This is a genomic window from Pseudomonas sp. B19(2017) (assembly GCF_002113165.1).
Lineage (GTDB): Bacteria > Pseudomonadota > Gammaproteobacteria > Pseudomonadales > Pseudomonadaceae > Aquipseudomonas.
In genome coordinates this window covers 120819-133848 of the sequence record NZ_NEJR01000017.1, presented here as the reverse complement: position 1 = coordinate 133848, position 13030 = coordinate 120819, and the positions used below count along the sequence as shown (strand labels likewise).

Annotated in this window: 13 protein-coding genes and 1 pseudogene; 3 read left to right on the top strand and 11 right to left on the bottom strand. The window is 63.9% G+C overall.

Features of this window, described 5'->3' with window-relative positions:
* The 5 genes and pseudogenes from CAF70_RS27170 to leuS all read right to left on the bottom strand — a co-directional run.
* Positions 1 to 142: pseudogene (locus tag CAF70_RS27170) on the bottom strand (lytic murein transglycosylase); the annotation flags it as partial.
* 60 nt (positions 143 to 202) lie between these two features.
* Positions 203 to 367: an alternative ribosome rescue factor ArfA gene (gene arfA, locus CAF70_RS20890; RefSeq protein WP_027917766.1), complete on the bottom strand. Its 165-nt coding sequence runs from the start codon at positions 365 to 367 to the stop codon at positions 203 to 205.
* Positions 368 to 585: 218 nt separating this feature from the next.
* A complete protein-coding gene (gene holA, locus CAF70_RS20885; protein ID WP_085625753.1) occupies positions 586 to 1623 on the bottom strand; it encodes a DNA polymerase III subunit delta in 1038 nt (345 codons plus the stop codon).
* A gap of 39 nt (positions 1624 to 1662) precedes the next feature.
* Positions 1663 to 2268: an LPS assembly lipoprotein LptE gene (gene lptE, locus CAF70_RS20880; RefSeq protein ID WP_085625752.1), complete on the bottom strand. Its 606-nt coding sequence runs from the start codon at positions 2266 to 2268 to the stop codon at positions 1663 to 1665.
* Between the two features lie 61 nt (positions 2269 to 2329).
* Positions 2330 to 4936, bottom strand: a complete 2607-nt coding sequence (leuS, locus tag CAF70_RS20875) for a leucine--tRNA ligase (protein WP_085625751.1) — start codon at positions 4934 to 4936, stop codon at positions 2330 to 2332.
* 227 nt (positions 4937 to 5163) lie between these two features.
* Between leuS and CAF70_RS20870 the strand changes: the two genes are divergently transcribed.
* Together CAF70_RS20870 and CAF70_RS20865 are read left to right on the top strand one after the other, a co-directional pair.
* A complete protein-coding gene (locus tag CAF70_RS20870) occupies positions 5164 to 5478 on the top strand; it encodes a hypothetical protein (protein ID WP_003257582.1) in 315 nt (104 codons plus the stop codon).
* Between the two features lie 135 nt (positions 5479 to 5613).
* The gene (locus CAF70_RS20865) at positions 5614 to 6375 is read left to right on the top strand and encodes a YdcF family protein (RefSeq protein ID WP_085625750.1); all 762 of its coding nucleotides are present in this window, start codon (positions 5614 to 5616) and stop codon (positions 6373 to 6375) included.
* Between the two features lie 129 nt (positions 6376 to 6504).
* Here CAF70_RS20865 and lnt read toward each other — a convergent pair whose 3' ends face one another.
* From lnt to CAF70_RS20840, 4 genes are read right to left on the bottom strand one after another with little or no spacing between them, the layout of a single operon-like run.
* The gene (lnt, locus tag CAF70_RS20855) at positions 6505 to 8022 is read right to left on the bottom strand and encodes an apolipoprotein N-acyltransferase (RefSeq protein WP_085625749.1); all 1518 of its coding nucleotides are present in this window, start codon (positions 8020 to 8022) and stop codon (positions 6505 to 6507) included.
* A gap of 8 nt (positions 8023 to 8030) precedes the next feature.
* Complete coding sequence (locus CAF70_RS20850) at positions 8031 to 8870, bottom strand: HlyC/CorC family transporter (RefSeq protein ID WP_003257584.1); 840 nt, start codon at positions 8868 to 8870, stop codon at positions 8031 to 8033.
* A gap of 25 nt (positions 8871 to 8895) precedes the next feature.
* A complete protein-coding gene (gene ybeY, locus CAF70_RS20845; protein WP_085625748.1) occupies positions 8896 to 9369 on the bottom strand; it encodes an rRNA maturation RNase YbeY in 474 nt (157 codons plus the stop codon).
* Positions 9362 to 10360 (bottom strand): PhoH family protein, encoded by a 999-nt coding sequence (locus CAF70_RS20840; RefSeq protein ID WP_013974342.1) that lies wholly within the window; start codon positions 10358 to 10360, stop codon positions 9362 to 9364. The genes ybeY and CAF70_RS20840 overlap by 8 nt, the downstream gene beginning before the upstream one ends.
* Before the next feature lie 250 nt (positions 10361 to 10610).
* Here CAF70_RS20840 and CAF70_RS20835 point away from each other — a divergent pair, with 250 nt between their 5' ends.
* Positions 10611 to 10937 (top strand): DUF1820 family protein, encoded by a 327-nt coding sequence (locus tag CAF70_RS20835; protein WP_039613561.1) that lies wholly within the window; start codon positions 10611 to 10613, stop codon positions 10935 to 10937.
* Positions 10938 to 10940: 3 nt separating this feature from the next.
* Here CAF70_RS20835 and CAF70_RS20830 read toward each other — a convergent pair whose 3' ends face one another.
* Both CAF70_RS20830 and hemL read right to left on the bottom strand, forming a co-directional pair.
* Complete coding sequence (locus CAF70_RS20830; protein WP_085625747.1) at positions 10941 to 11486, bottom strand: tetratricopeptide repeat protein; 546 nt, start codon at positions 11484 to 11486, stop codon at positions 10941 to 10943.
* Positions 11487 to 11743: 257 nt separating this feature from the next.
* Positions 11744 to 13027: a glutamate-1-semialdehyde 2,1-aminomutase gene (gene hemL, locus CAF70_RS20825; protein ID WP_085625746.1), complete on the bottom strand. Its 1284-nt coding sequence runs from the start codon at positions 13025 to 13027 to the stop codon at positions 11744 to 11746.
* Positions 13028 to 13030 lie beyond the last annotated feature (3 nt).

Genomic DNA, 13030 nt, shown 5'->3' with positions numbered 1-13030 from the left:
TAACGACGGGGGCGGGGTGGGCGGGGGCCAGCGGCAGGGCATCGGCGGCGGTGGGCTTTTCTGCGCAAGCCACGAGCAGGATGAAACTGGAGGCCGCGATCAACTGACGGGTTTTCCAGCGGGGGAGAAGACTGAGGAGCATGCACAGATCCAGAATTGCAGGTCAGGTGACGACCATACCATGCCTGCGCTTTCGATGCTTTCATGCTGCCAAAAAGTAGGAAGCCTCCCAATCTCTCGATTGGAAGGCTTCGCGGCGGTAGCTGCCTTTGCCCTTGTCCGGTCGTTCCTGTCGGCAGCGGAACAGCGGTTGGGCGATGATTGACTTGGCCTTGTTGGGGCCGTGCTTTTTCGGCTTTTTGCTCATGGCGGGGTTCCCCGGTTGGGTGGGTTTCGCAGCGCACTGTAGGGCTTGGGGCAGGGTGGGGCCAATTGATTGTGTATATGGTCGAGATGTTGGGGGGCATTGCAGCCCTGTGGGAGCGGGCGTGTCGAGGCGTCGAACCGCCGCGAACACCGGCGAAGCCGGTGCCATCCACCGCGTCGCCTGATTCGCGGGCATGCCCGCTCCCACAGCGGCCCCAGTTACTCGGGAGGGAGTGTGAGGCGCTGGCCGGCCATCAGCAGCGACAAGCGCGCCAGGCCCGTCCAGGGTGAACCCTCGGCCTGGCCCTTGATCTGCGCATCGATACGCTGGGCATCTTGCAGCAACTGCGCCCAGCGCTGCGCCGACAGGCGCTGCAGGGCCTTGCTGACCAAAGGGCGGCGCTTGTCCCAGACCGGCGGGCGGGCCTGGCTGAAGGCCTTGTCCAGCGGTACACCCTGGCTGAACTGCTGGGCCAGCCCGGCCAGCTGACGCAGCTCCCGGGCCAGGGCCCAGAGAATCACCGGTGGCTCCACGCCTTCCCCACGCAAGCCATCGAGCATGCGCAGGGCATGCGCGGCTTCGCCGTTGAGAATGGCATCGACCAGGCCGAAGACATCGAAGCGGGCGCTGTCGGCGACGGCAGCCTGCACGGTCTCCACGGTGATCTGGTTGCCCTCGGCGAGCAGTTTGAGCTTTTCGATTTCCTGCGCGGCAGCCAGCAGGTTGCCTTCCACACGTGTGGCAATCAGGTCGACGGCGTCTCGCTGTGCCGACAGGCCGGCCTGCTGCAGGCGCTGGTTGATCCACTGTGGCAACTGGTGCACATCCACCGGCCAGATCTGGATGAACTGGCAATGGGCACCTTCGATCAGGGCCTTGCCCCACTTGGTCTTCTGCGCGCTGCCATCGAGCTTGGGCAGGCTGACCAGCAGCAGGGTGTCTTCGGCGGGATTGGCGCAGTATTCCATCAGTGCAGCGGCGCCCTTGTCACCGGGCTTGCCCGAGGGTAGGCGTAGTTCCAGCAGGCGGCGCTGGGCGAACAGGGACAGGCTGGCGCCGGCCTGGAGCAGCGTGCCCCAGTCGAAGTTGGCGTCGGCGCTGAATACCTGGCGTTCGTCGAAACCCTGCTGGCGAGCGGCGTTGCGGATGGCGTCGGCGGCTTCCTGGCACAGCAGCGGGTCGTCGCCGCTGACCACGTAGACCGGTGCCAGGGCGCCTTGCAGGTGCTTGTTGAGTTGGGCGGGGGCGAGCTTCATGGGGAACAGGCGGGGTACCCGAAGGTACCCCGCTCGGGCTTAGTTGCCCGGTACTTCCAGTGGCGATTGCTGAGGCGTTTCGGCCTGCTGGCGGCGTGCGGCCTCCAGCGCAGCGGCTTCGGCCTTGGCACGCTCGTCGGCTTGACGTTGCAGCTCGTCCAGCTGGGACGGGGTCAGCATCTGCAGGCGAACGACCATGGCGTTGACCAGGTCGCGACGCATTTCTTCACGGGCGCGGTTGGCCTCCTGCTCGGAGCCGGTGATGTTCGAACCGTCACGCAGGTAGATCTTGCGCACTTCCAGCTTGTCGCTCATCAGCTCCAGGTTGTTCAGGCCCTGGATGCTGTAGTTCAGCACGGTGGTCAGCTCGTACTCGGCGGTACGGTTACCACTGTTGTAGGTCGCCGAGCGCTCGCGCTCCTGCTCGTTGGTCAGTACCAGACGGTACGGTGCGCCGGCGTGCACGTTGACGCCGCTACGCTTCAGTACTTCACGCAGCTGAAGCACGGTCGGGCCGTAGGCGTTGCGTGCACTGACGTCCATTTCCTTCACGCTCAGCTCGGTGGAGCCGGTGCCGCGCAGCTGGAAACCGCAGGCGCTGAGCATGACCGCCAGGCCGATTACCAGCAAATTGCGTTTGATCATGTTGTTGCTCCCTTGTGGGCCTGTTCCGCCCACCCGCAGTGGCTGCGGGCGGGCGTTGCCATCAGTTGGCGACGATGTTGACCAGCTTGCCCGGTACCACGATGACCTTGCGGATGGTCAGGCCATCGATGAAGCGCAGGACGTTCTCGTTGCTGCGCGCCGCGGCTTCGATTTCTTCGCGGCTGGCGGCGGCCGGCATTTCGACCTGGCCACGCAGCTTGCCGTTGACCTGCACCACCAGGGTGACGGTGTCCTGTACCAGGGCTGCCTCGTCGACGGCTGGCCAGCTGGCGTCGATGACGGCCTGCTGGTGGCCCAGCTGTTGCCACAGCTCGTGAGAAATGTGCGGGGTGATCGGTGCCAGCAGCAGGGTGACGGCCTCGAGGCCTTCCTGCAGCAGGGCGCGGTCCTGTTCAGTGGCCTGCGGGGCCTTTTCCAGCACGTTCATCACAGTCATCACCTGGGCGATGGCGGTGTTGAACTTGTGGAACTGGCCGACGTCGGTGCTGGCCTGTTTGATGGCGGCGTGGATGGCGCGGCGGATGACCTTCTGCGCGTCGTCCAGGGCGGCAACATCCAGCTTGCCCGGCAGGCCTTGGGCCACGTGGGCCTGGGCCAGGCGCCAGACGCGGCGCAGGAAGCGGCTGGCGCCTTCGACGCCGGCGTCGGACCATTCCAGGCTCATGTCGGGCGGCGAGGCGAACATCATGAACAGGCGGCAGGTGTCGGCGCCGTACTGATCGATCATCGATTGCGGGTCGACGCCGTTGTTTTTCGACTTCGACATCTTCTCGGTGCCACCGATTTCCACCGGCAGGCCGTCGGTTTTCAGGCGGGCACCGATGATCTTGGCCTTGGCATCGCGCTCGACCTCGACATCGGCCGGGTTGAACCAGTCCTTGCCGCCGTTGCTGGCCACGCGGTAGTAGGTTTCGGCGACCACCATGCCCTGGGTCAGCAGGTTCTTGAACGGCTCGTTCGAGGTAACCAGGCCTTCGTCACGCATCAGCTTGTGGAAGAAGCGCGCGTACAGCAGGTGCAGGATGGCATGTTCGATACCACCGATGTACTGGTCGACCGGCAGCCAGTGGTTGGCCGCTTTAGGGTCGACCATGCCACCTTCGTAGTTCGGCGAGGCGTAGCGGGCGAAGTACCAGGACGACTCGACGAAGGTGTCCATGGTGTCGGTTTCACGCTTGGCTGCGGCGCCACATTTCGGGCAGCTGCATTCGTAGAATTCCGGCATGCGCGCCAGTGGCGAACCGGCACCGTCCGGCACCACGTTCTCCGGCAGGGTGACCGGCAGCTGGTCTTCCGGCACCGGTACGTCGCCACAGGACGGGCAGTGGATGATCGGGATCGGGCAGCCCCAGTAGCGCTGGCGGCTGATGCCCCAGTCGCGCAGGCGGAACTGGGTACGCGACTTGCCCAGCTCCTTGCGGATCAGGGCGGCTTCGATGGCGTCGAAGGCACCGGCGAAGTCCAGGCCGTCGAACTCACCGGAGTTGATCAGCTGGCCATGCTCGCCATAGGCGGCCAGCCACTCGCTGCCGACTTCATCGCCAGCGCTGGTGCGCACCACGGCCTTGACCGGCAGGTTGTACTTGTGGGCGAACTCGAAGTCGCGCTCGTCGTGGGCTGGCACGGCCATGACAGCGCCATCGCCGTAGTGCATCAGCACGTAGTTGGCGACCCATACCGGCAGTTTCTCGCCGGTCAGCGGGTGCTCGACCAGCAGGGAAGTGGCCATGCCCTTCTTCTCCTGGGTGGCCATGTCGGCTTCGGCAACGCTGCCGCTCTTGCACTCGTCGATGAACGCCTGCAGTGCCGGGTTGCCCTGGGCGGCCTGGGTGGCCAGCGGGTGTTCGGCGGCGACCGCGACGTAAGTGGCGCCCATCAGCGTGTCGGGACGGGTGGTGAAGACCTTGAGGGTACCTTCGTGGCCGATGCTGGCCAGGTCGTAGGGGAACTGCACTTCCATGCCGCGCGACTTGCCGATCCAGTTGCGCTGCATGGTCTTGACCTGCTCAGGCCAGCCCGGCAGCTCGTCGAGGCTTTCCAGCAGCTCGTCGGCGTAGTCGGTGATGCGGAAGTAGTACATCGGGATTTCGCGCTTCTCGATCAGCGCGCCCGAACGCCAGCCGCGGCCGTCGATGACCTGCTCGTTGGCCAGTACGGTCTGGTCGGCCGGGTCCCAGTTCACGGTCCCGTTCTTGCGGTAGATGATGCCTTTCTCGAACAGGCGGGTGAACAGCCACTGCTCCCAGCGGTAGTAGTCGGGCTTGCAGGTGGTGACTTCACGTGCCCAGTCGATGGCCAGACCCAGGCTCTTGAGCTGGGTCTTCATGTAGTCGATGTTTTCGTATGTCCACTTGGCCGGGGCGACGTTGTTCTTCATCGCCGCGTTTTCCGCGGGCATGCCGAAAGCGTCCCAGCCCATCGGCTGCAGCACGTTCTTGCCCAGCATGCGCTGGTAGCGGGCAATCACGTCACCGATGGTGTAGTTGCGCACGTGGCCCATGTGTAGCTTGCCGCTCGGGTACGGGAACATCGACAGGCAGTAGTAGGTGTCCTTGCCTGGCTGTTCGGTAACAGCGAACGATTGTTGCTCGTCCCAGAAGTTCTGGGCGGCGGCTTCGATATCACGGGGCGTGTATTGTTCGTGCATGGCTACTTTTTGCTGAGAGGGAAGAGACCTTGTTCCAGGCAGCGGAACCTCGCTGCGTCCGGCACTCCGGTGTCGTTTAGAGTGAACGCCGTAGCATACAGCAGCGCCGCGCATCGTGGGAAACCTTCGTTGCGAATGCCCGCTGGTCGCGGCGCACGGCTGCTTTTTGCAGCGACGCTAAGCTCAGGTGTGGGGGGAGATATTCTTATCTTCAATGAGGTGAACGGATGGGAGAGACGCAGCTACCCGCAATCAGACCGGAGCTATACGAACGCCTGATCGACCGGCTTGGCCTGGCACTGGAAGTGGCCAGGACTTCGGTGCGATTGCGCGACGAAATGCCAGCCGAGCTGGAATTGCGTGGCCTGAGCCACGCAGAGTTCGAACTGATCAAGGCCTACCTGGATTCCCTCCCGGAACGCCACAACGCCTGTGTTGGCAGTTACCCGCAAGCGGAGCCGACATCGGCCAAGATCATCTGGCTCAAGGACAAGAAACGCCCCGCCAGCACGGCGAGATCCAGGACGCTGCCACATCGCTAGCCGTTCAGGGCGCCAGGCACAGGCTATAGCGCGCCGGTTCTTCAAATTTACACAGCTCATGATCGGCGCCGGTCGCAGCCTTGTCGACCGGCGTCGATCCTTCTAGGCTGCACGCCTGCCAAGGAGGTGTGGCCAATGCCGATCCGATTCTTCATCAAACAATGGCTGATGCCGCCGGGCGTGCTGTTCCTGCTGCTGCTCGTGGCGTGGTGGCTGCGTCGCCGGCGGCCCAGGCTGGCAGCGCTGTGCTTTGCCGTGGGCCTTGGTGGTCTGTGGTTGATGAGCCTGCCGCTGGTGGTGCAGGAAACCGCCGGTGTGCTCGAGACGGAAGCGCCGCTGGCAGTCGGCGATTGGGCTGGCCTGGCAAGCCGGGCGGACGCGATTGTGGTGCTGGGCGCGGGGCGTGAGCGGGGTGACCCGGCCTGGGGCGGTAGCGACCAGCCCACAGCCACAGCGCTGGAGCGCATGCGCTTTGCCGCGCGCCTGGCCAAGGCTTCGGGCTTGCCGGTGTTGACCAGTGGCGGGTTGCACTATGGCTCGCCGCCGAGCGAGGCGCAGTTGATGGCTGATCGCCTGCGTGAAGATTTCGGTGTCGAGGTGAAATGGCGGGAGGAGGGCAGCCGCACCACCTGGGAGAATGCCCGGTTCACCGCCAAGGTGCTGCAGCCGTTGGGGATTCGCCGGGTGGTCGTGGTGACCCAGGCCTGGCACATGCAGCGCTCGCGCTGGAGCTTCGAGCAGGCGGGGTTCGAGGTGGTGCCGGCGCCGGTCGGGTTCCTCGGACACGATCATGCGCGGCCGTTCGGCGGATTGCTACCGGAGAGCCGGGCGATGTGGCAGAGCGGGCAGTTGCTCAATGAAGTGGCGGGGTTGGTGGGGTATAGGCTGTTCTATTGAAACCTGTATTGCCTGTACCGGCCTCTTCGCGGGCTTGCCCGCTCCCACAGGTTCTTCACAGCCCTTGAGGCGTGCGCAGTACCTGTGGGAGCGGGCAAGCCCGCGAAGAGGCCGGTACAGGCGGCATCATCAGACGGTCTTGGCAATGCGTCCAGCCAGCACCGCCCAACCCAGCAACAGCGCACAGACAATCGCCAGCGGCCACGATCGCCATTGCAGGTAAGGCGTCAGCTGCTGCATCGGCACCACTTCGCCATACAGCACCGCCTGCTGGAACTGCGGCACCTGCGTGGTAATGCGGCCAAACGGGTCGATCAATGCGGTCACACCGTTATTGGTGGCACGGATCATCCAGCGCCCGGCTTCCAGCGCACGCATCTGCGCCATCTGCAGGTGCTGCAAAGGGCCGATCGAGGTGCCGAACCAGGTGTCGTTGCTGATGGTCAGCAACAGGTCGCTGCGGGCCGCCAGGCCGGCGGCGAACTCGGGGTAGACCACTTCGTAGCAGATGTACGGCGCAATCTGGAAGCCCTTGGCCTGCAGCAACGGCTGGTCTTCCGGCCCACGGGCGAAGTCCGACATGGGCAGGTTGAAGAACTCGATAGCGCCACGCAGCATGTCCTGCAGCGGCACGTACTCGCCAAACGGCACCAGCTTCTGCTTGAGGTAGGTGCCATCGCCTTCACCGGTAACGGTGATGCCGTTGTAGTAGCGGCGCTGGTGATGCACCACTTCACGCACCGGCACCCCGGTGATCAGTGCCGAATGCCGCTCGGCGGCGAAGCGGCCCATCACATCGATGTAACCCTGGGCCTGATCCTTGAGCACCGGCACCGCGGTTTCCGGCCACACCAGCAGGTCCACCGGTTTGGAGCTGAAACTCAGGTCACGGTACAGCGCCAGTTGCGCGTCGATGTGTGCCGGGTCCCATTTCAGGTCCTGCGCGACGTTGCCTTGAATGGCTGCCACTTTCAACGGGTCACCCGCCGGCTTGGTCCAGGCATGGCCCTTGAGCGCCATGCCCAGCACCCAAGGGGCCAGCAATAGCAGGCAGCCCACCGCCAGGAACGAGGGGCGGGCGCGCAGGCGGTGCAGGTTGCACAGCAGCGCAGCGGTCAGGGCCAGGGCGAAGGATATCAGCCACACGCCACCCAGCGGTGCCAGGCCGGCCAGTGGGCCGTCCAGCTGGCTGTAGCCGGCGTAGAGCCAGGGAAAACCGGTCAGGAACCAGCCGCGGAAGGCCTCTTGCAGCAGCCACAGGGCGGCGAAGCACAGGGCGTCGGCCAGCGGTGCTTCGGTGCGCCGCAACCAGCGGGCCCACAGCCAGGTAGGCAGGGCGAAGAACCAGGCCAGGGCGGCGAAGAACGCCAGCAGCAGCACGATCGCCAGCAGCGGCGAGGCGCCACCGTAGGTGTTCATGCTGACGTAGATCCACCAGGTGCCGGCGCCGTACAGGCCGAAGCCGAACCACCAGCCACGCCACATGGCCTGGCGCGGGCTGAGCTCGCGCAGGCCAAGGTAGAGCAGGGCGATGGACAACACGGCCAATGGCCAGATGTCGAATGGCGCCAGGGCCAGGAGAGTGGAGGCGCCGGCCGCCAAGGCCAGCAGGTTACCGGGCCAGCCGGGGCGGGTGATCCAACGCATGTTTGTCCTTAACGGGTGATCGGTGTCAGGCGCAGCAAGTGTATCCGCCGGCTGTCGGCATTGAGAATACGGAACTTGTAAGGGCCGATCTCGGTGGTTTCGTTGCGCTTGGGCAGGTGACCGAACGCGCTCATCACCAGGCCGCCGACCGTGTCGAACTCGTCATCGGAGAATTCGCTGTCGAAGAACTCGTTGAAGTTTTCGATCGGGGTAAGTGCCTTGACCAGGAAGTCACCGCTGGGCAGCGGCTTGATGTAGCTGTCTTCCTCGACGTCATGCTCGTCCTCGATGTCGCCGACAATCTGCTCCAGCACGTCCTCGATGGTGACCAGGCCGGCCACCCCGCCGTATTCGTCGATGACGATGGCCATGTGGTTATGGTTGGCGCGGAACTCGCGCAGCAGCACGTTCAGGCGCTTGGACTCGGGCACGAAAGTGGCCGGGCGCAGCAGGTCCTTGATGTTGAAGCTGTCGCCGTTCTCCTTGAGGATCAGCGGCAGCAGGTCTTTGGCGAGCAGGATCCCGAGCACATCGTCGTGGCTTTCGCCGATCACCGGGTAGCGCGAGTGCGCGGCGTCGATCACCGCCGGCAGGAACTCGCGGGGCGACTGGCTGGCCTTGATGCTGATCATCTGCGAACGCGGCACCATGATGTCGCGAACCTGCAGGTCGGCCACCTGGATGGCGCCTTCGACGATGGTCAGCGCTTCGCTGTCCAGCAGTTTGTTCTGATGGGCTTCGCGCAGCAGCTCAAGGAGTTGCTGGCGGTTTTTCGGCTCATGGGCAAAAGCCTGGGTCAGTTTACCCAGCCAGGACTTCTGCCCGTTGCTCGATCGATCTTCGCTCATGGCGGTTCTCGTGATCCTTCGTGTATCAGTGTGTGAGGGTGTCGGTTTCATCGTCGGCGTACGGGTCGGGATGACCCAGTTCTGCCAGCAATTCCCGTTCCAGGCCTTCCATTTCCTCGGCTTCCTCATCCTCGATGTGGTCGTAACCGAGCAAGTGCAGGCAACCGTGGATGACCAGGTGCGCCCAGTGTGCTTCCAGCGACTTGCCCTGCTCGGCGGCTTCGCGCTCGACCACTGGCACGCAGATCACCAGGTCGCCCAGCAGCGGGATATCGAGCAGGTCGTCGGGGACGTCGGCCGGGAACGACAGCACATTGGTCGCGTAGTCCTTGTGCCGGTAGGTGTGGTTCAGCTCGCGGCCTTCGGCTTCGTCGACCAGGCGAATGGTCATTTCCGAATCGGCGCTGCGCTGGCGCAGGGCCAGTTCGCACCAACGGCGAAAGGCGGTGTCATCCGGGGCGGCGTCATCCGTGGCCCGTTGAATATCGAGTTCAAGCATCTTTGCCGGGCGCCTCGGGCTTGGCCTGGCGGGCATCGAAGCGGTCGTAGGCCTCGACAATGCGCTGTACCAGTGGGTGACGAACCACATCTTTGGGTTGGAAGTGGGTGAAACTGATCCCCGGAACGTCCTTCAGCACCTCGATGACGTGCGCCAGACCCGACTTGGTGCCGCGGGGCAGGTCAACCTGGGTGATGTCACCAGTGATCACCGCTGTGGAGCCGAAGCCGATACGGGTAAGGAACATCTTCATCTGTTCCAGCGTGGTGTTCTGGCTTTCGTCGAGGATGATGAAGCTGTTGTTCAGGGTGCGGCCACGCATGTAGGCCAGCGGGGCGATCTCGATCACCTGGCGCTCGATCAGCTTGGCCACGTGTTCGAAGCCGAGCATTTCGTACAGGGCGTCGTACAGCGGGCGCAGGTACGGGTCGATCTTCTGGGCCAGGTCGCCGGGCAGGAAGCCGAGCTTTTCGCCAGCCTCGACCGCCGGGCGCACCAGCAGGATGCGGCGCACCTGTTCCCGCTCCAGCGCGTCCACGGCGCAGGCCACGGCCAGGTACGTCTTGCCGGTACCGGCCGGGCCGATACCGAAATTGATGTCGTTGGCCAGGATTTCCTTGACGTAGCGTTGCTGGTTGACCCCGCGCGGACGAATGTTGCCCTTGCGCGTGCGCAGCGACACGCTGACCTCGTTGACGGCCGGGTTGTCGATGTTCTCGACGGTCGATTCCTGCAGGTACAGGTGCACGGTTTCCGGGGACAGGTCGCTGGCCTTGGTCTCTCGGTAGAGACGGCGCAGCAGCTGTTCGGCAGCGGAGGTGGTCTTGGGTTCGCCGATCAGCTCGAACTGATTGCCGCGGTTGCGGATCTCGATGGCCAGGCGCTGTTCGATCAGGCGCAGGTGCTCGTCGAACTGGCCGCACAAGTTGGCGAAACGATGGGCCTCGAAAGGTTCGAGGATGAAACGATGGGGTTGTATGGGTGCGTTCAAGGTCGTTTTTAGCCGCTCGACGGCAATGAAGGTGAACTCAAGAATAACCCTTGAATGGCAGTGGCGAAAGCACTGAAACGTTCAACGGTATGTACGGCCTGTTCCGGCCTCTTCGCGGGCCCGCCCGCTCCCACAGGTACCGCACCGCTTGGAAGGTGGGTGCAATACCTGTGGGAGCGGGCTTGCCCGCGAAGGGGCCGGTACAGGTATGATGCCCGCCTTTTCTTACGCATGTGTTATCCCGACGAACATGAGCAAGCGCGAACCTGCCATCTATAAAGTGATCTTCCTCAACCAGGGGCAGGTCTTCGAGATGTATGCCAAGCAGATCTACCAGAGCGACCTGTGGGGGTTTCTGGAAATCGAGGAGTTCGTGTTCGGCGAGCGTTCGCAGCTGGTGGTGGACCCGGGCGAGGAGAAGCTCAAGAGCCAGTTCGAGGGGGTGATCCGCAGTTTCGTGCCGATGCACTCGATCGTACGCATCGACGAGGTGGAGCGCCTGGGCACGGCCAAGATCAGCGAAGCCAAGGGCGGCGGCAACGTGATGCCGTTCCCCATGCCGATGCCGGAAAAGTAACCCTCAGGGGAGTGGCGAGAACGGCGTACGCCCTTCGGCGTTCTGCAGCTCCAGCAGGTACTTGCGGAAGATCTGGCCGAGCACCTGGGTGGCATGCTCCAGCTCGTCGCGGGGCATTTGCTCGGTCACTTCGTCGGCCATGTCCAGCGCATCCTCGGCGCCGTTGACCGCGGCCATTTTCAGCAGGATGTAGGCCTGCACATTGTTGGCCTTGACCCCTTCGCCACGGAAGAACATGGCGCCCAGGCGGTACTGCGCCTCGGCATGCCCTTGCAGCGAAGCCTTTTCAAACCAGTTCAGGGCTTTGCCCAGGTTTTTCGGCGTTTGCGTGTAGTAGTACTCGCCCAGTTCGAATTGCGCCTGGGCATCCCCCGTCGTTGCCGTCTGCTCACAAGCCTTGAGGGCGTTTGCCAGGTCTTCGGGCTGAACATTCAAGGTGCAGCGGCCCGTCGCCGGAATCAGCAACGAGTTACCGCCCTCTGCCAGGGCCAGCAGGGGCTGAAGAAGCAACAGGCAGCCCAAGGTCAGGGCGCGGCCGGTGCGGTTCATGGGGATCGACTTACCTCTGCAAAGCTGCGGCCAATGTCTCTGGTGGCACATTATGGGATAAGCAGCGCCAACCTTACAAAGTTTTACTCGAATTTCTGCTTGGTTGGGGAAGTCAGCTGATTGTGCATGGGTATTTGTTGCCTGTACCGGCCTCTTCGCGGGCTCGCCCGCTCCCACAGGGATCGCACCATTTTCAAGGTTGGTGCAGAACCTGTGGGAGCGGGCGAGCCCGCGAAAGGGCCGGTACGGGCTGACAATTACTTCAGGGCTGCAAAGGCCTTCTCAGCCGCATCCAGGGTGATCTGCAGCTCCTTGTCGCCATGGGCGATGGAGGTGAAGCCTGCCTCGAACGCACTTGGTGCCAGGTACACGCCACCGTCGAGCATCAGGTGGAAGAAGCGCTTGAAGCGCTCGGCATCGCTGGCCATCACGTCGTCAAAGGTGACGATGTCGTCGGCGCCGCTGAAGTACAGGCCGAACATGGCACCGGCCTGGGTGGTGACGAACGGCACGCCAGCGGCATCGGCGCGCTGTTGCAGGCCGTCAAGCATGCGGCTGGTATAGTCGGTCAACTCGGCGTGGAAGCCCGGGCGGCTGATCAGTTTCAGGGTGGTCAGGCCGGCGGCCATGGCCAGTGGGTTACCCGACAGGGTACCGGCTTGGTAGACCGGGCCGAGCGGGGCGATGCAGCCCATGATTTCACGCTTGCCGCCGAAGCAGCCGACCGGCATGCCGCCACCGACGATCTTGCCGAAGGTCGACAGGTCCGGCTTGATGCCGTAGTGGCCCTGGGCGCCGCCGAGCGAGACGCGGAAACCGGTCATCACTTCGTCGAAGATCAACACCACGCCGTGCTTGTCGCACTGCTCGCGCAGGCCTTCGAGAAAACCTGGCGCCGGCGGTACGCAGTTCATGTTGCCGGCCACCGGCTCGACGATGATGCAGGCCACGGTCTGGCCGACTTCGGCGAGGGTTTTCTCGACCGCGGCGATGTCATTGAACGGCAGGGTCAGGGTGTGCTTGGCGAAGTCCGCCGGCACGCCAGCCGAACTCGGTACGCCCTGGGTCAGCAGGCCGGAGCCGGCTTTTACCAGCAGGCTGTCGGAGTGGCCGTGGTAGCAGCCTTCGAACTTGATGATGGCGTCACGGCCGGTATAGCCACGGGCCAGGCGGATGGCGCTCATGGTGGCTTCGGTGCCCGAGCTGACCATGCGCACCATCTCCATCGACGGCACGATCGAGCAGACCAGGTCGGCCATTTCGGTTTCCATGGCGGTCGGTGCGCCATAGGACAGGCCGTGTTCCAGCTGCTTGCGCACCGAGTCCAGTACGTCCGGGTGGCCGTGGCCGAGGATCATCGGGCCCCAGGAGCCGACGTAGTCGACGTAGCGCTTGTCGTCCTCGTCAACTACGTAGGCGCCTTCGGCATGCTTGAAGAACAGCGGCGTGCCGCCAACGCTCTTGAAAGCGCGGACCGGCGAGTTGACGCCACCGGGGATGTGCTTCTGGGCTTGGGCGAACAGGGCTTCGGAACGGGACATGGG